At 61.2% G+C, this 16,401-nt stretch carries 17 protein-coding genes and 1 pseudogene; 8 read left to right on the top strand and 10 right to left on the bottom strand.

The features are described from left to right. Positions 1–21: 21 nt before the first annotated feature. The 3 genes from CPI83_RS23520 to CPI83_RS31060 all read left to right on the top strand — a co-directional run bounded on the left by CPI83_RS23520 (position 22) and on the right by CPI83_RS31060 (position 2,322). Positions 22–1,140 (top strand): Ig-like domain-containing protein, encoded by a 1,119-nt coding sequence (locus CPI83_RS23520; protein ID WP_020906452.1) that lies wholly within the window; start codon positions 22–24, stop codon positions 1,138–1,140. Positions 1,141–1,428: 288 nt separating this feature from the next. Then, positions 1,429–1,797: a hypothetical protein gene (locus CPI83_RS23515; RefSeq protein ID WP_232816789.1), complete on the top strand. Its 369-nt coding sequence runs from the start codon at positions 1,429–1,431 to the stop codon at positions 1,795–1,797. Between the two features lie 354 nt (positions 1,798–2,151). Beyond that, entirely contained in the window at positions 2,152–2,322 is a 171-nt protein-coding gene (locus CPI83_RS31060) for a hypothetical protein (RefSeq protein ID WP_020906453.1), read from the top strand. Positions 2,323–2,403: 81 nt separating this feature from the next. Here CPI83_RS31060 and CPI83_RS23510 read toward each other — a convergent pair. The 3 genes and pseudogenes from CPI83_RS23510 to CPI83_RS31055 form a co-directional block, all read right to left on the bottom strand. After that, positions 2,404–3,138: pseudogene (locus tag CPI83_RS23510) on the bottom strand (HNH endonuclease family protein); the annotation flags it as partial. Positions 3,139–3,216: 78 nt separating this feature from the next. After that, the gene (locus tag CPI83_RS23505; protein WP_269801276.1) at positions 3,217–3,582 is read right to left on the bottom strand and encodes a pyridoxamine 5'-phosphate oxidase family protein; all 366 of its coding nucleotides are present in this window, start codon (positions 3,580–3,582) and stop codon (positions 3,217–3,219) included. 112 nt (positions 3,583–3,694) lie between these two features. Then, complete coding sequence (locus CPI83_RS31055; RefSeq protein WP_020906454.1) at positions 3,695–4,063, bottom strand: hypothetical protein; 369 nt, start codon at positions 4,061–4,063, stop codon at positions 3,695–3,697. Positions 4,064–4,767: 704 nt separating this feature from the next. Here CPI83_RS31055 and CPI83_RS23495 point away from each other — a divergent pair. Then, a complete protein-coding gene (locus tag CPI83_RS23495) occupies positions 4,768–5,238 on the top strand; it encodes a hypothetical protein (protein WP_020906455.1) in 471 nt (156 codons plus the stop codon). 7 nt (positions 5,239–5,245) lie between these two features. Here CPI83_RS23495 and CPI83_RS23490 read toward each other — a convergent pair whose 3' ends face one another. The 3 genes from CPI83_RS23490 to CPI83_RS23480 all read right to left on the bottom strand — a co-directional run bounded on the left by CPI83_RS23490 (position 5,246) and on the right by CPI83_RS23480 (position 8,451). Beyond that, positions 5,246–6,169, bottom strand: coding sequence for a DUF2797 domain-containing protein (locus CPI83_RS23490; RefSeq protein WP_097387780.1), 924 nt, complete (start codon positions 6,167–6,169; stop codon positions 5,246–5,248). 63 nt (positions 6,170–6,232) lie between these two features. Next, complete coding sequence (locus CPI83_RS23485; protein WP_097387779.1) at positions 6,233–6,889, bottom strand: DUF305 domain-containing protein; 657 nt, start codon at positions 6,887–6,889, stop codon at positions 6,233–6,235. Beyond that, the gene (locus tag CPI83_RS23480; RefSeq protein ID WP_097387778.1) at positions 6,886–8,451 is read right to left on the bottom strand and encodes a hypothetical protein; all 1,566 of its coding nucleotides are present in this window, start codon (positions 8,449–8,451) and stop codon (positions 6,886–6,888) included. The genes CPI83_RS23485 and CPI83_RS23480 overlap by 4 nt, the downstream gene beginning before the upstream one ends. 178 nt (positions 8,452–8,629) lie before the next feature. Here CPI83_RS23480 and CPI83_RS23475 point away from each other — a divergent pair, with 178 nt between their 5' ends. Continuing rightward, positions 8,630–9,217, top strand: coding sequence for a TetR/AcrR family transcriptional regulator (locus tag CPI83_RS23475; RefSeq protein WP_232816787.1), 588 nt, complete (start codon positions 8,630–8,632; stop codon positions 9,215–9,217). A 45-nt stretch (positions 9,218–9,262) separates the two neighbouring features. Next, positions 9,263–10,399: a GIY-YIG nuclease family protein gene (locus tag CPI83_RS23470; protein ID WP_020968635.1), complete on the top strand. Its 1,137-nt coding sequence runs from the start codon at positions 9,263–9,265 to the stop codon at positions 10,397–10,399. An 80-nt stretch (positions 10,400–10,479) separates the two neighbouring features. On the opposite strand, the gene CPI83_RS23465 is transcribed toward CPI83_RS23470, so the two are convergent. The 4 genes from CPI83_RS23465 to CPI83_RS23450 all read right to left on the bottom strand — a co-directional run bounded on the left by CPI83_RS23465 (position 10,480) and on the right by CPI83_RS23450 (position 14,285). Next, positions 10,480–11,697, bottom strand: a complete 1,218-nt coding sequence (locus CPI83_RS23465) for a Dyp-type peroxidase (RefSeq protein WP_019747181.1) — start codon at positions 11,695–11,697, stop codon at positions 10,480–10,482. Then, entirely contained in the window at positions 11,690–12,190 is a 501-nt protein-coding gene (locus CPI83_RS23460; RefSeq protein ID WP_097387777.1) for a copper chaperone PCu(A)C, read from the bottom strand. The genes CPI83_RS23465 and CPI83_RS23460 overlap by 8 nt, the downstream gene beginning before the upstream one ends. Before the next feature lie 25 nt (positions 12,191–12,215). Next, on the bottom strand, positions 12,216–13,646 hold the full coding sequence (locus CPI83_RS23455; RefSeq protein WP_097387776.1) for a PepSY domain-containing protein: 1,431 nt from the start codon (positions 13,644–13,646) through the stop codon (positions 12,216–12,218). A 108-nt stretch (positions 13,647–13,754) separates the two neighbouring features. Beyond that, entirely contained in the window at positions 13,755–14,285 is a 531-nt protein-coding gene (locus tag CPI83_RS23450) for a hypothetical protein (RefSeq protein WP_097387775.1), read from the bottom strand. A 387-nt stretch (positions 14,286–14,672) separates the two neighbouring features. On the opposite strand from CPI83_RS23450, the gene CPI83_RS30765 reads away from it, so the two are divergent. Next, positions 14,673–14,843, top strand: a complete 171-nt coding sequence (locus tag CPI83_RS30765; RefSeq protein ID WP_155277946.1) for a hypothetical protein — start codon at positions 14,673–14,675, stop codon at positions 14,841–14,843. A gap of 385 nt (positions 14,844–15,228) precedes the next feature. After that, positions 15,229–16,395, top strand: coding sequence for a MinD/ParA family protein (locus CPI83_RS23440; RefSeq protein ID WP_092765029.1), 1,167 nt, complete (start codon positions 15,229–15,231; stop codon positions 16,393–16,395). Positions 16,396–16,401: the final 6 nt, after the last annotated feature.

The following is a 16,401-nucleotide window of genomic DNA, read 5'->3' as shown; positions in this document are numbered from 1 at the left end:
AGTCTTTTTGAAAGGCAACATATGAACTCCCGTTCTCTGGCTGTTTGCGCAGTCGTACCAGCTGTCGCGGCCGGACTCCTCGCTGTGTCCGCTCCGGTAGCAGCGGCTTCCGATACCGTGACGCGAACAGTTTCCTTCGAACACAAGTGCCGGGTCGACGGCGCCACCGATTGGGATTCGTCGTTCTCCGACAACCTGGAGGTCACGGCGCCCACGTCCGTGCGTCCCGGCGAACAGTTCACAGTGAAACTGCATCCGGGCACCATGCGTAGTTCGGACTCGGACACCGGTCGTATCAAGTACGACATCGCACTACCGCAAGGGGCAACCCTGGTGTCGTACTCCCTCGTCGGTGATTCGTCGTCCAACTTGACCGGCGAGACTGCGGTGCTGCTCCGGGTGGGCGCAGACGGAAACGCGAACCCGGCGGGTGAGTACCTGCGAATTACCGGCACCGGCAACAAGACAGTCAACGACGGTCCGAGCGCCAGCGACAACAAGCCCAAGGAAGGGCTGCAAGTCAAGGCCAACACGGACTTTCGTTTGCCGGCAGTCGAATTGAAACTCGAAGCTCGGTCCGACGAGGGAAACGCGACGACGCACCTGCGCGCCGGGGCGACGAGCCCGAGTATCAAGATCAAAGACACGAGCATGAGTTTCGGTGAGTCCCGGTGGGTCAATGCCGCTGGGTATTGTGTTGCTTCGGGCGAGGGACGCAGCGCCCTCTCGACTACCGAGGTATTCGCGACCAACCAGACCGAGACGACGGTCGCTGTCGCACTGGAGGCACTGACGGGCGAAGACGTCAAGATTGCGGCGAGTATCGACCCGAACCCGGGTGAGGGCACGGTCGAGTTCTTCGACGGCGATACGAAGATCGGTAGCGCCACAGTCGATTCCAATGGCCATGCAGAACTGGTCTGGCCGTTCCGCGACCAGGGCGAGCATCGCATCACCGCAAAGTTCTTGGGTACCAAGAAGTTCAGTTCTTCGGAATCTGCGGACAAGACCGTGACCGTCACCGTGCCCGGCGTCATCGTCGTCGAGCCGGTGGATCCGACGGAACCGGAAACTCCTGGTGGAACCGGAAGCCTCGGGGACATCTTCTCGAAGCTGCCGACGGGCTCACTTGGAGGCTGAGTCACCCAAACGGCAGGGGAGCGTCGACGTTTCGGCTCGAATACGGTTGTGTGATCGAATACTGGAATGACAGGTTCGAATCATGCCGAGAGCCGCAACGCCGGCGTTCCCTATTTTTCTCAATGGGAGTCTCCGTCACGGAAATCGGGCCAGAACCACAAAAGGTAGCTCACCAAAACTCGTGCCCTTTTACTACCGTTAGTTGAAGAACTGCGCGAACCGCGGGTTCTTACATCAACAAGCCTTCGAACTCGCCGCTGCGGTTCAGGTATGAACAAGGTAGGGAAAATGCGCAAGGTTAGTTTGCTCGCGTCCGCTGCAGCAGTAGCTGTCGGTGTGGCAATGATCGGGACGTCTACGGCCTCAGCAGCGCCGGGAACGATTCCCGGTCATGGGCTGTTCGACGTGCCGTGGGAGGTGTTGCCGGGAACCTACACGACGTCTGGACCCGTATCAGCTGATATGCCGTGCATATACGGTCGGGCAAAAGTCGACGGCGACGGTGAATTGAATGTCCTCGAGTTCGAAAGCACCCTCGAACCGGCGACAGTCACCATTCTCTTGACGGATTCTCGCTTCACCACCGCGTATTGCGCTGATTGGAAGAGAGTGTCGTCAGTCGGATCGTTGGATCTCGGATCGCTTTTCGGGTCCTAGACGTCTCCGCTCTATGTCGAGATGGACCTCTGGAGGTGACCACGGCCCTCTGCCATCTCGATTGAACGCTCGGCTCGCGGATGCGCTCGTTCGTCTCGAGTTTTCGACCACTCGTCGCACGAGTCCATGACCAGGGACTTTAGCCCTCAGTAATTACCTACCAATCGGTATATTCTGCGAAGGTACGGACTTCGTGAACCGATGTGAGTTGGCTCCGGGGGACGTGCCGGCCTCGCAGGACCGCCCGCAAAGTCAGCCCGGTGAGGCCACCAGAGTTCGCGCATTTCGACAGATTGCCGCTGGGTCCGTCCGCTACGAGGGGAGCGGACGGACCTGACAGCACGAGAGAGTGCCATGCCTGAACGTGGTCAAAGCAGAGTGGACGCGGGGATCATTGCCGTCGTCGCAGTCATAACCGGTGTGTTCGTCGCACTGACCGGCCACGGTCTGGTTGCAGCGCTGGCCACCGTGTTGGGCCTCGCGCTCGGGATGGCGATTGTGCGGTATCTGATCAAAGGTCGCTGATCAGAGTCCTCTGATCAAATGTCGCTGATCAGAGTCCTCTGATCAAATGTCGCTGATCACCGCAAGAGTTCAGCAGGTCGCGAGAATGTCTGCGATGGTGTCGTGTTCGGCTTGGGTAACCCACAAACCGTATGCCGCTTTCACTTCCACTTGAGCAGTCACGTACTGGCAGCGGTATGCCTTGTTGGGCGGCAGCCACGACGCCGCGTCGGAATCCGACTTCTTCTGGTTGGTGGGCCCGTCGACAGCGCGTAGGTTTCGAGGGTCGTTGGCGAGATTGGTTCGCGTTTGCGTGTCGAGCTGCTGCGCGCCCTTCTGCCAGGCGTCTGAGAGTGCGACAACATGGTCGATCTGGACTGCAGAAGACGTGTCCTGGCCGCGGGTGAAGGCGATGGTCTTGTTCGTGTACGGGTCACGGAGCGTACCGGTTTGGACCGAGCAGCTTTTGGAGCCGTCTTTGAATGTCAGGTCGGTGAGGTCACGCCGCAGGATGTCGTTTCGGGTATCGCAGCCGTTGTGGCCGAACTCGACGGTGACGTCGTCGGTCCAGGCGGTACCGAACAGTGCACGGTCGTATCCGGTCTTGGGTGCGCGTCCCTTGATGGGGATCTGTGCCAGCAGTTCAATTGCGGCGGACGAGGGAGCCGAAGTTCCGGCCGTAACCGTCGTCGTGACGCCGGATCCGATTCCCGAACCGAGAGAAGATGTTTCGGGTGCGTCGGCGTTGGAATTGGCGCAACCTCCCAGCACGATCACGGCAGCAATGCCGATGGTGACGCCGGTGATGCCGCGCCTGTGATGTGCCGTGCGTGCCATGTGTGAGAGTCCATTTCTGCGAGAGATGAACTACAAGTATGTCATTCACGACATTTCGGGCTGAACCGGCACTGTCTGTCAGTCCGGTCGAAGTAGCCATCGCGTCACCGGAACCGACACGAGAACTCGCGGACCTTCACGAGTTTCGTCTGCGGCATCCCAGCCGTCGTACTTCTCGCCGAAAAGTTTCAGGAGATCGCCGAACTCGCCGACGTTGTGATGAATTGTCCCGGACCCCTGTGCGACCCACGGGTCGTGAGAGGATCCGTCGACTGCCAACGAGACCCGAGGATCGTCCAGCAGGTTCCGGACCTTCCGATTCTGCTCGGCGCTCGGTATCCAGAATGTGTTCTGACGCAGTAAGAACCAGACCGGGGTCGTGTGCGGCGAGCCGTCGCTTCGAAGGGTGGTCAACCACACGCAAGGAGTATCCGCGATAGTCACTGTCCCAGTATCGGTGCCGGCGCGACGTTCACCAATCGACGGTGCGGAACGAACAATGCCCGGTCCTCACCGTTGGCGAGGACCGGGCATTGTCGGGAAGGGAGTGGAAGCGTCAGATTTCGATCTTGGGTGTCTGTTCGCCCAGCTTGTGGCGGGCCAGTGCCAGGTTCGCACGCGCGCGGTCCAAAACCAGGTACACGAACAGCGTTGACAGTCCGGGCGTCTCGAGGACGCGAATGAGGTGGTACTGGTTACTCAGGGTGATCAGAATGTCTTCGAGGGTGTCGGTAATCCCCAAGTTACTCATCGTGCGGAGCTTTGCTCGCACAACCTCGGAGTTGCCGGCGCCGGCGTACTCGAGGCTGAATGACGGGTTGCCGCTCATACCGAGAACCATCCCGCTGTCGGCGTCGACTACGGCTGCACCGCTGGCACCGTCGATGCGCATCAGTTCGCCGAGGATCTTGTCGATGTTGCTCATTGCTTCTCCTTGGTAGGGCAGAGTCGCGCGGGGCGACTCCAGGTGATGCTTCGGTGATGAAGTCATCGGTACATTTCGAGGTGGAATCGTTGGTTGCGGTGTCGGGAGTGGGCTGGGCGGCAACTGTTCAGCTTGTGAGATTTGTGGGCTCGTTCCGTTCGGTGCAGATGAGCGGCCATTCGACGACTCGAATTCGTCGATGCGGTCTGCGGGCAGCCAGCCGTCCCCGGGGGGTGCGCTGAGCGGCCATCTCGTATCCGTCTCGAAGTCCGGCACCGGCGTCTGAAGTTGCGGATACACCGGCGCGGTAAGCGGCCGCTTGTACGGAACCGGCTGACCGCCCGCGTCGGAGACGTTCGCGAACCAGGCGGCATACCCGGGGTCGCTGCGATCGAGGTTCTGCCCGCGATCGTCGTCTTCCTCCCGGGAGCCTCGTCGACGAAAAAGTCCCACTCGTTCCAGCCCCTTAAAGACGAACTATTTCCGATCAGAGCGTTCCGGATGAACGCGGCAGACCGGACAATCCCACCCATAGTTACTTTGCAGTTAAGTCACCGTAGCATGGGTTCGCAGACGGGGCATATGGTCCAATCCTGTAGGCGGGCCGACGAGGCGCTCGGAATCGACAGGCTGCCCGGACGATTCTCGCCGGTCGACGATGCCGGTCCGTTCGAGCGCCAGACGCCCTCTGGCATCCTTGAAGGATGAAGAAAACGATCACCGGGTTCATCGGTGCCTGCTCGCTGGTGGCGCTGGTTGCCTGCGGTTCTGACGGAGACAAGCCGACCGAGGTCGGAACACTCACTTCCTCCGTTTCGGCGACCACCACTGCGTCACCGACGACGTCATCCGAGGCTCCGGCGACATCGTCGGAATCGACTACCGAGGCACCGTCGGTCGACTCGAGCGTCCCGGCTGAGGTCCCGTCGGACCCGAATGTGAGTTCGGCACTGCCACGGACCTACGCGCAGGCGTGCTCCGACGTTCTCCGGTACCTCGACGCATACCAGCCGGCAATTGACGAGTCGGGCGAGGAAATGGGCATGACGCGTGAATCATTGGCAAACGACATGCTGACCTCCATCCAGGCTTATCCCGAATGGTCGAGCTTGTCTGCCGACGAGCAGGCTGAGGTCACTCGCGGATTCGCCGCAGCGACCGCGGGAAGTTGCTGACCTACTTTCAGAACAACGATTCCTGAATCGCCACGCCAGGGGACTCGAACTCGCCGACGGTGATGGTTCGACCGACCAGTCCGGACACATCCGCGACGAAGCGTGGCGATTCAGGATCGGGGTCGATCCGCAGCGAGGCGATCGAACCGGCAAGGCCCTCCAAGTACAAGGAATGTTCCCCGGACTCGAAAGTGTGCGGATACGCGATCAACGGTGCCGCATCGAAGACAACGTCGGCGCACGCCGGCGCCGTCCATTCTTCGGGAGCCTCCAGGATCTCGATTCCGTCGATGTCCGATCCGATGTCATTCAGCTCGTCTTTGATCGACGATACGAAGTGGTGCAACGACTTTCGCAGTTTCTCGCGATCCAAGGGTCCTGTCAGCGCTTCGATCTTCCGAGACGTACGTATGGCCTGGCTCAAGTGGAAGTGCTCCGAAACTCGGGCTTCGAGGGAACGAATGTTGTAACCGTCCGTCGACCGCGCTACGAACAATGCGCAGACCGCTCCCTGTTCGGCGACTCGCGGATGCTTGCGGAACTCGGCCGCCGTCCCCACCTTCATCTGACCGCCGGCGAAGATGTCGATGTAGAGCCATTGTGGTTGCGTGAGATAGGTGCGCACGTTCGGATGAATGTGCGCGCCGCTGACATGTGCCTGATGAACGGTGGTGAATCCCTCACGATTTCGGCACCGATCGCACTGGCGCCCGGTAACGACCGTGGCCCCGCGGTCACACGGCGAGTGTCCTCGACCTTCTGCGGTGAGATCTCGCCAGCCGAGGCAGCGGCGGCCCTTCTTCTCGTCGACGGAGAATCGCAGAACCGAGTCGTGAGTGTAGAAGGTCGTAGCGGAAGTGGTGTCGTCGACGCATCGGATCCGCGGTGCTGTCGGGTTCGACCATTCGATTCCGCGAACGAGCAGGGTCATTGAAGTGTCGATTCCTTCTGTAGTTCACAGGTCGACACCCATGCTAGTCAGTGCAGATGCGGTTCAGTGCAGTGGTTGCGCCCCACGTTGTCCGAGCATCAGTGTCATCAGCCCGGATTCCTGACTCTGGGAATTGATCATGTCGCGGGCCGACTGTTTCACCGGTCCGCGCTCGAGCAGAGCATCGGCGGCCTGCGCCATAGCGATCCCGCCACGGTGGTGGCGTTCCATCAGTTGAAGGAACACAACCTCGGCGTCGAACCCGCGAGCGCTACTCAGTTTCTCGAGTTCTTCGGTCGTAGCCATACCCGGCATGGAGTCGGCCTCTGTTTCCGGCGTTGCCGGGTGATGATGAGAGTCGCCAGCGCCGCTCGGTGACGCCTCCATCCACGCCATCGGCGTTCTACTGTTCGGCGGGACACCGGCCAACCTCAGCCAACCGAGCATGACACCGATTTCCGTTCTCTGAACATCGTCGATCTGCTGGGCCAGTCTCGTAACCGCCGGGTCCACATCGGGACTCAGACGCGCGAGAATGAAGAGGGCCTGTTGATGGTGGGCCGCCATGTCATGCACGAATCCGATTTCGGTTTCGCTCAGAACAGCTGTCTGCGTGTGGTTCTCGGGTGCGAACAGTGGACGTAATGCTGCGCCGAGTACGAGCAGCATCAGTGCCGCAGCCACGAGTGCGACGGCTTTGACCGATCGCGGCGCCGTCATGATCCCACGGTCGTCTTCTGGTCAGCGGGTGGTGTGTAGATACCGTTTTCGAGTTGCATGGCAACAAAGCCGTTGTCGGCGCACGTCGCCCACAACGTGGTACCGCGCCATTCGGGTGGGGAGAAGCACCAATCGGTCGAGATGTCGCCGAGAGCGAGCATGCCCGATCGCGAACTCAGCGCTTGGCCGGGGTCGAACTGGCCCTGCGCGATCGACTGCGCGATTGCCGGCGTGCTGAGAATGGGTACCCCGATGAGCGAGGCGAGAGCGTGCGGCGAGTTGGCGAGTTCGACATTGTCGCCGGTCCGAGCGGGTGGGTTGAAGTACGCAATTTCGTGGACGTCGAAGGGATCTCGAACATCGAAGACCCGAATCCCGCTCGAGATCCATCCGCATGCCAGCGCCGTCGGGTCGACCGGGCGATCGGCCGAACAGTAGTGAGATTCGTACGCGAACAGCGATCCCCCGGCAGCAGACGCCAGCGCAGCATCTTGATTCTCCGGCAGATTGATCTCGAGCTTCACCGAATTGACGACCGCCGGTTCGTCGTCATTGGAGACGTCGATCAATTTCACTCCGCCGGAACCACCTTCGTCGACGGTGAACAGGTACGGCGAACCGTCGTAGGTGACCGGAATGCTGTGTTGGGTGGCCCAACCGTCGGTCCACGAGAGCTGGGACAGTTGGCGCACCCGAGGATTCGGGACGCGGCGCTGAACCTCACTGATGTCGAGAACATGTATTCCGCCGAGATTGTTCGACAAGTACATGCGATTTCCGTCTGGAGTGATTCCGAAGCCGTGGGTCGACAACCCGATGAGGTCCTGCCAGACGACACGCGGGTTGGCGGGATCGGTGAGATCGACGGCGCTCACCACGCCGGGAGCGGTGCCGGAAGACCAGTAGGTGTTCCCGTCCGGTGAAAATCCACCCTCGTGATTGGTGATGGGCAGCAGCATCCCCAGATCGGTTCCTGGTCCGGGGTTGAGCAGCTTCGGGTGCGCGCAATCGGAGATGTCGTAGACCGACATCAGGCCGACGCCGGTCAAGAGCGGAACGCCAGTGCCCACCAGCAGCTTTCGCGCGGTGTTGACCTTGAGACTCTCCCACGTTCCGGCCAGCATCGCAGGTTCGGTCAGCGTGGCGGTGAGAGCAGGATTGGCAGGATCCGACACGTCGAGAACTTGCACGCCCTGCGCGGGGCCCAGGAGGTTCCCGGGGAAGAAGCTGCCGATGTACGAGCAGTGTTCGAAGTTGGTGGACGTGATCCCGCCGCCGCGACCCGAGTAACGGCCGATCTGAGACATGTTGCAGCTGTACCCGTCTCGGCTGCGTCCGCTGTTTCGGTCCTCGGCCGGAACATCACCCTGCAACCCGGTCTCGGGCATCGAGCCCGGGCCGCATTCGGCGCGGCTTGCAGCGTTGGAAGCGACACCCGGGTTCTCGTGGATCGAGCCCGGGGCAGTGGCGGGCTCAGCAGAAGCGACGCACACCGGAAGGACGGTGATCAAGGTGACGAGCGCGATGGCAGATCTGGTTCTGATGGTCGTGAACGATTTCATCGAGTCCAACTCCCGGTGCGGGATTGCCTTTCGTATCTCACGGGCAGACGTATCTCACGGACAGGCAGCACGGAGGGCAGGCGCGTGTTCGAGCGCTCACGACGATCGGGTCGGGGTGTGAACCGGTGTCGGGCCGCAACCAACCGGACAATGCTGTCCGGTTGGTATCGTAGTGTGCGTGACATCGTCTGGCCGCGTCAATAGCGGATCTCTCAACAGAGGGCCGAGAGATGCGGCGCGCAATCGTGCTGCACTCATTGCAGCAGCTCGCGAGGTGTTCGCCACCCAGGGATTTGCTGCTCCGCTCAGCCTGATCGCCCGCACGGCCGGCGTCGGCCAGGGCAGCCTCTACCGGCACTTTCCCACTCGTGAAAGTCTCGCACTCGCGGTGTTCGACGAGAACATCGTCGAGCTGCACGATCTGGCGGCTGATCCGGATTCGACTCTCGACGATCTTTTTCGTTTGTTGGTCGACCAGATCACTACCTCCATCGTGTTCGTGGAGGTCATCAAGCCGGTCTCCTTCGGCGACTCGCGACTGAATTCGGCCGGCGCCCGTTTGACCGATCTCCTCGAAGGGCGCCTCGACGAGGCGCGTCGAACTGGGAAGATACGAGAGTCCGTGACTGCTGAAGACGTGATCCTGGCGATCGCCATGTTCGCCGCGATCATGGAACGGACTGCCGAGAGCTCGCGGAAAGAAGTCGCGCACTCGGCCTGGAACCTTCTTGTGCAGGGACTGGCCGGGCCGGCAGCGGCGGGCTGAGTCGCGTTCGCCTCGCGTCTCGAGGTGATCGCCTAGGCTCGTGGCATGGCTATTGTCTGGACAGTTCCTCGCGCTATCGGCTCCACCCTGCTCGTTGCTCCGTTGATCAAGGAGTTCCTTGTCGAGGGTGACGGCACCCTCGATGCAAAACTGACTGCGGTCGGTACGGTCTCTGCATCTCTCGAGAAGCAAGTCGGCCGCACGTTCACCTCGATCAGCGCTGCTTCGGCGGCAATCTTTTCCGGTGCTGCCGGTTCCACCAGCGTGCCCGACGCACTCCGTCTGGCCGTGATGCGCACTCTGTCCACCGAGGTGGTCGTCAGGAAGCCGGCTCCGCAGCCGTTCACCGAAAAGGTTGGGAAGAGACTGGGGCAGTACGTCTTTGCCCTGCGTGACCCGCGCAACGATCAGGTGTTCCATGTCGGGCACGGCACGGGAAATCAAGTGTTCGCGCCGGTATTCGAAGCGCTCGGTGAACTTGCGAATCTCGAAGGAGCGGACGGCCCAGCCGAGCCGAATGCTGCTGTGACAGCAGCCAAGATCGCCCGCATCCGTGAAATCTACGACGCGGGTTCGGCGGTGGAGCACTTCGTTCTTCTCCGCTCGGTCGCTGCCGCCACGGATTCGGCCGCCACTACCGACGAGGTCGTCCGCGGCATCGTGGAAGCCTTGCGAATCACCGACGCGGGCGAGGGCCTGACCAACCTCGCGGGCGATACATCGGACAAGGACGCCCGTGCGACCCGCGTCGAGGAACTCGCGTTGCGCTACTCGGCCGATCCCGCGCCGGAACTCCCGACGCCGAGCATCGTCCTCCACGTGCCGGCCTCCGCTCGTCCGGGAGCAACGCCGGAAGAGATCTACGAACTCGCGCGCGCCGAGTGGTCTGCCGGTGCAGCTGTTCGTGCCGAGATCGGAATCCCCGTTCTGGTGTTTGCCGACAGCATCATTCGTGGTGCATTCCGCGCTCAGTCATGGGAGGTGTCCACTCGCAATGCCGACGGAAGCCAACTGTGGCGGTTCAACGGAACCGTCGACGACGAGCTCGCTACCAAGTACGTCGGAACCGAGGTGACCCCGCACAACGTCGGCCTGAAGAAGTGGCCCGTCAGCGGTTGGGTCACGAGGTTGACTACCGCTCGTCCGGGGGCGGTTTTGCCGGGACCTCGTAAGTCCAAGTAACGCAACAACTTCAGGTAGAAGACATTGTGGGGGCGGGATCCGAACGGATCCCGCCCCCACAATGTCGTTACCCGGGGTTGTCAGCCGAGCAATCCGCTTCCCACATAGTCGTTCTCGGTGCATCCCGGCGGAATGAGATACACCGCAGAACCGATCGGCGTCGTCCACTCGTTGAGTGCGTCGAAGTCACTCAATCGCTGTTGGACCGGTAGATATTGCTCGGCGATGTCCCGTTGGAATGCTGCGAAGATCAATCCCGAGTTCGAGGTCTGCCCGCCCTCGGGTGCGTCGTCGTAGTTGTATGCCCGACGGAAGAACTGCTCCTTCTCATGCGTCTGGTGGGCTCGCGCGATGTGTGATCCTGGCGGGATCACCGGAATGCCGAACTTGTCCGTGAGTGTGAAATCCGCTTCGTCGAATTCGTTGGTTCCGTTGAGCGGAGCGCCATTGGACAACGTGCGCCCCATGGTGAGTTCACGCCCCGAGCGATCGAGTTCGTCCCAGGTATCCATTTCCATGCGAATGCGTCGTAGTACCAACGAGGTTCCGCCCGCCAGCCACGGTTGACCGGCGCCGTCGTGCCAGATCAGTGAATCGAAATCCACTGTTCCCGGAGCCGGATTGACCGTCCCGTCCACTTGGCCCATGAGATTGCGCATCGTGGTTCCCTCGGGCGTGGTGCCGCGAGCGTTGCGGAATCCCTTTTGTGTCCACCGGATTGTCGTCAGTGATCGGACGTTCTTGGTCAGAACTCGCACAGCATGAGCAATGGTCACCGGATCGTCGCCGCAGATCTGCAGCAACAGGTCCGATCCGCCCCATCGATCGTCAAGTCGGTCGATCTCGTAGCTCGGCAACGGCTCGAACCAGTCCGGTTGACGTGCTTGCAATCCCAGCTTGGTGAACAGGCCAGGGCCGTAGCCGACGGTCACCGTCAAGCGGGCCGGATCCACGGCCAGTTCCCGTTCGGTATCCGCCAACGCCGGGTTACCGGCGGTCAGCCGTGACGCATCCTCGGACCACATCTTCATGATCCCGACGACCACAGCTCGATCGGCTCCAGGCAAGAGGTCGAACCCGATGAACGTGCCGTGCGCTTGCGGAGTGGTGGCGATCCCAGCCTGGTGGACGCCGTAGAACGGTTCCACCAGCTTGCCTGCTTGCTGCTCGTGTTCGCTGCGCTCGACCACTGTGGTTGCGCCCCAAGTTATTCCCGCGACGCCGAGCGCGGCGGCGCCTCCTCCGAGAAGGCGCCGCCGGCTGAGTGCTCGGCTGGGCGGGTTCGTGTTCTCAGCCACCGTGATTCGGGTCGTAGTTCTCCTGATTACCGGAGAAGTCGCGAATCTGGGCTGTGAACGTGGCGCTGGAACCGTCGTCGTAGATCAATGTGAGGTCGGTTTCTGCGCCTGGGAGCAGCGGCGCGGACAGGTCCATGAACATCAGGTGGTCACCGCCCGGGGTGAGGCTGGCGGACCCGTTGGCAGGGACCAGGAACCCACCGTCCTTGGGGCGCATCGTCATCGTGCCGCCGTCCCCGGTCACGACCTCGTGCAGTTCCAGTCGCGATGACGCGGGACTGGTTGCCGAGACCACCCGTACGTCCTTGTCGCTGGAGTTGACGAGTTCGGCGAACGCCGCACTCATTCCCTCGGGTGCTGCCTTGACCCATTGATCCTGAACTGTGATGGATTGTGCGGCTTCGGTTTCCTTGTCGGAGTTCGAAGAACAGCCGGTCAAGGCGAGAGCTGCGGTCAGTGCAACAGTTGCGAATATCTTTGTTCGAACAGTCATGTGTGTCTCCGTGATTCGTGAGGTGTCAGGTGGTGGCGCGGCGTTTGAACGCCGCAATGCAAACGTCGATCAGCAGGAATGCGAGAAGACTGATGCCGAGTAGCGGAACGAACCAGCCCACCAGTGCGGTTACCGCAACGAGCGCAACAATGCCGAGCGGGGAGAGGTTGCGAATCCCGCCGCGGGCAGGGGCCCGGCCGACAGCCCAGTCGGAGCCGCGGGTGGGGCGTCGGCGCCACCACATGATGTAGCCACGAATGACCACGCTGACCAACGCGAGTGCCAGTGCGGTGAGTGCGATCTGGTTGGCAAGGCCGAACAGCAGGCCCATGTGGAGCTGGATTCCCCAAGCCGAAAGTTTGGCTGCGAGTGGCCAATCCGAGAACCACAACTCGTCGGTGACCTTCTGCGTCGCTCCGTCGATTGCGATGGTGTTGTTGCTGTAAACCCACGGCTGACGCGTCTGGGCGACGGTGAACGCCGTCTCGGCGTTCGCGGGTATCGATACTTCGACCGGACCGGTGATCCCGTTGTACCTGGCGATACCGAGGACGGTGTCGACACGTCCGACGTTGGTGTCTGTCAGCGTGCCGGCGGCGGCGGGAGCCATGTCGTGACCCTCGTGCCCGCCCGTTGCGGGTGGTGGAGCGTCGCCGAGAGTTTTCACGACCGAGGGTGTCGTCCAACTCAATGCGGTTCTCAGATTGCTGACGTTCTCTCCGGCGTACGTCGACCACGTGAGTCCGGTCGCCGAGAGAAACACCAACGCAACTGCTATCCAGATGCCGACGACACCGTGCCAGTTCAGGGTCCGGCTTCGTCCGGTGGACGCTCGGTCGATCGTAAGTAGACGAGCGTTCCGAGCGGTGCGGTATCGACGGAACCACAGGTAGACGCCACCGAGTGCGACCACCCACATCCACGACGCGGCCAATTCGCTGTAGAGGCGGCCAGGTTCACCGAGATGAAGGTGGCGATGCAGCTGAGAGATCCAGGTGCGCAGTGGCAACGAACCACTGCTTCCGTATACCGCCAGCTCGCCGACCGGCTGTGCAAGCACTGGATCGACGAAGACTGCGAGCCTCTCCGATTCGCCCAACGACGGATCGGTGAACAGGACCCGCGTGGTTTCTCCGGCCGCAGGGGACGGACGTACTGCCGAGACGGTCAGGTCAGGGCGGTACTGCTGGGCGGAACGGATCTGGTCGTTCAGCGACGCGATTTGTCCGGTGGTGTCGGTCTGGAGGTAGTCGCTGTAGACGAATTTCTCGATGGTGGGCGCCATCGCGTAGAGACCACCGCTCAGCGCGGCGATGAGGATGAACGGCCCGATGAGGATTCCGGCATAGAAGTGCAGGCGCAGAATCAGCGGTCTGGCGCCGCCGACCTGCTTCTTCGGGGGAGAGCTGTCGTTGGAAGCGCGTGTCTGTGCGCGCTCCAATTCGGGTGCGGACATGCGTGTACTCGATCCCGCCGTGCGCCTTTATTAACCGCGGGCGGTTAATAAAGGCGCACAGCAAAGTGGCGCACGTATTCACGTGCGTGAGAGGAAAGGGAAGGTGAGTTACACGAATGTCGGTGGGCCGCGAGTGCCCAGGCCTGAGGTGAGAAGTTGACGCAGAACAACTTTGGCGCGGTATCGAGTGCGCGCAGTGAACGGCGAGGGTTCAGGTGCCCACGGGCGCAATAGGACGGCGACGATTGCCGCCACCGTCGATGCCGCCACGACGTACCCGCGTTCTGCGCCGCGGATCAGAACTGCGCACACTCCGACGGCAGCGATGTGCGCTGCGAGCATCGGAAGCGACAGGAGCAGGCCGTGTTGATGATCCGAAGCGATGGTCAATGTCGCGTGACCGATGGCCTGACCCGCAGCGAGCATAAGGGCGAGCAAGAGGGCAGGGGATCGGCGAGTGTCGATGGACGTGACCACCGCGCCGACGCTCGCGCACGCGAGGATCAACAACACCACCGCGCTCTCGGACGGGGCCATGCCGCCGCCACCGAGCGCGTGGGCTGCGACGGAAACCGCGCCGGAGGTACCGCCCACGAAAGCGCCGCGCAGCTGCGCGACATCTTTCGGACCCGGCGTCATACGCGAAAGGATACAGGCAGCTACTACGAGGACTAGTAGTCGAGCCCGGCCGAGTCGGTTTGACGCCGTCGACGGCAGTCAGGTCGCGCCACTCACATTCTTGCAATCCCTGTATACGAATGGTGCACGGTCATCGTTCAACGCTGTCGGTCATCATCCGTACTCGTATCCGGCGCTGCCTACAGATGAACATGACTGGAACTCGTGGTCTCAGATGAGTGTCGAGTCGTTCGCGGGCGGCGGGATCGTTCGGCCGAGCCTTCGCGGAATCATGACTGCCACGGAGATTCTGCAAAAAAGATTTGGATTACCGAGTTCGGGGCGCCTACAAGTGGGACTCCGGACAGCGTCAGCGAAGCACGTCAACTCGAGATCTATCAGGCAGCGATGGCAGACAAACAATCCAAGCCTTGGTTGGGGCCGCTCATCTTTTACCGTCTCAACGACTACGCACCTTACGGAGCGACGACGGATCGAGAGTCGTATTTCGGCGCAGTGAGGTCGGACGGCACCGTCAAGCCGAGTGCTGCATACGTGAAGAGTGAGCTCTGCCCGTGATGACGGTCGAATGGTACGAGTGATCCGTAGGGTTGGGGGCACTTCGTTCGAGAGTGCGGAATTCTGCAGCAGCTGAACACTTGTCCATGAAGGGAGGGTGATCACCCAGGTGATCACCCTCCCTTTTTTCGTTTGTTACCAAGGGATTTGCCCTGACATTGCGGAAGGCTGTTTTCAGCGGCAGATGAAGATATCTGTGCCGCATATCGTTACGACGTTCGTATTTGCTGAGACCGGCACAGGCGTGGGGACCAAAGTCATCGAAGTGCGGGTGTAACGGTCTGTTGTGCCGTGACGGTATTGAGCAGAGAACGGCAAGCCCGCCAGAGTGATAGCGTCCGAGAGGCTATGTCCGAAATGATTCCGAACTCGACCTAGGAAAACGGTGCGCAGCGATAACAACGGTTCGAATGGCGGAGTCTTGGGGAACAACTCCGGAACGACTCAGGGCGACGGCCTTTTCGACGCGTCCGACGACGGTTACGCAACGTCGATTCGAACCGTCACCTTCACGCCGCAATTCGACGAACCTGCGGCAAAACCGTTGCCCAGTCAGCGGATGCGCCAGCAACGTCGTGAAGAGCCGACCGATTTTCGGACCTCGACGCCCAGGGCTATGACCTCTGTCGACGATCTGGACATCATCAAGCGGGCGAAGCGTCCACCCGAACGCGGTTTGGGCAGTGTGTTGTTCAAACTCACCGGGGGTCGGATCAACACCGGGCAGTCGGCCGCCGAACTCGAACATCAAGCTCTGGTGCGCCGTGCCAACCGAACAGTGCGCGGCGTGTACAAGATTGCTTTCATCTCACTCAAGGGTGGTGTGGGAAAAACCACGGCGGCAAAGACCGTCGGTTCGACGTTCGCGTCGATCCGTGGCGATCGAATCGTAGCCATCGACGCCAATCCCGACCTGGGGACTCTGGCTGATCGTGAACGACGTGAACATCACCTGACCGTTCGTGATCTGTTGGCCGACGGTGACATTCGTACGTACAGCGATGTTCGCTACTACACCTCGCAAGGCGACAGTCGACTCGAAATCCTTGCGAGTGAGGCAGATCCGGAAACTTCGGAGTCTTTCAACGAGCAGGACTACCTCGATACTCTGCGAATTCTCGAGGTGCATTACAACATCGTCATCACCGACTGTGGCACCGGAATCATGCACTCGGCCATGTACGGAATTCTCGACGAAGCAGACGCTTTGGTAGTCGTCAGCCCGACGGCGCAGGACGGTGCCCGTAGTGCTGCAGCAACGCTCAGTTGGCTGACCAAGCACGGATACGCAGATCTGGTGAGCAGGTCGGTCGTGGCGATCAATGCGACGCGGCCGGGTTCGTCTTCGCTCGACCTCGACCAACTCGAGGACGTTTTCGCTCAGCGTGGAGTGCGAGCGGTCAAGACGTTGCCCTATGACGATCACCTCGGTGAGGGCGGTCCGATCGACTTGAAATTGTTGAACAAGCGCACTGCACGGGCATATCTGGAACTCGTCGCAGCGATTGCCGATGGTTTCCCGGACTCGGTGGGCAAGCACGCTTCTCGCTGAACGTGC

The organism is Rhodococcus sp. H-CA8f (assembly GCF_002501585.1).
Lineage (GTDB): Bacteria > Actinomycetota > Actinomycetes > Mycobacteriales > Mycobacteriaceae > Rhodococcus_F > Rhodococcus_F erythropolis.
Note: the sequence above shows the minus strand (reverse complement) of the source record. Positions and strands in the feature narration are given on the sequence as shown.

Coding starts and splice junctions, on each gene's coding strand:
- CPI83_RS23520 (WP_020906452.1), top strand. CDS start 22: ATGAACTCCCGTTCTCTGGCTGTTTGCGCAGTCGTACCAGCTGTCGCG.
- CPI83_RS23515 (WP_232816789.1), top strand. CDS start 1,429: ATGCGCAAGGTTAGTTTGCTCGCGTCCGCTGCAGCAGTAGCTGTCGGT.
- CPI83_RS31060 (WP_020906453.1), top strand. CDS start 2,152: ATGCCTGAACGTGGTCAAAGCAGAGTGGACGCGGGGATCATTGCCGTC.
- CPI83_RS31055 (WP_020906454.1), bottom strand. CDS start 4,063: ATGAGCAACATCGACAAGATCCTCGGCGAACTGATGCGCATCGACGGT.
- CPI83_RS23495 (WP_020906455.1), top strand. CDS start 4,768: ATGAAGAAAACGATCACCGGGTTCATCGGTGCCTGCTCGCTGGTGGCG.
- CPI83_RS23490 (WP_097387780.1), bottom strand. CDS start 6,169: ATGACCCTGCTCGTTCGCGGAATCGAATGGTCGAACCCGACAGCACCG.
- CPI83_RS23485 (WP_097387779.1), bottom strand. CDS start 6,889: ATGACGGCGCCGCGATCGGTCAAAGCCGTCGCACTCGTGGCTGCGGCA.
- CPI83_RS23480 (WP_097387778.1), bottom strand. CDS start 8,451: ATGAAATCGTTCACGACCATCAGAACCAGATCTGCCATCGCGCTCGTC.
- CPI83_RS23470 (WP_020968635.1), top strand. CDS start 9,263: ATGGCTATTGTCTGGACAGTTCCTCGCGCTATCGGCTCCACCCTGCTC.
- CPI83_RS23460 (WP_097387777.1), bottom strand. CDS start 12,190: ATGACTGTTCGAACAAAGATATTCGCAACTGTTGCACTGACCGCAGCT.
- CPI83_RS23455 (WP_097387776.1), bottom strand. CDS start 13,646: ATGTCCGCACCCGAATTGGAGCGCGCACAGACACGCGCTTCCAACGAC.
- CPI83_RS23450 (WP_097387775.1), bottom strand. CDS start 14,285: ATGACGCCGGGTCCGAAAGATGTCGCGCAGCTGCGCGGCGCTTTCGTG.
- CPI83_RS30765 (WP_155277946.1), top strand. CDS start 14,673: ATGGCAGACAAACAATCCAAGCCTTGGTTGGGGCCGCTCATCTTTTAC.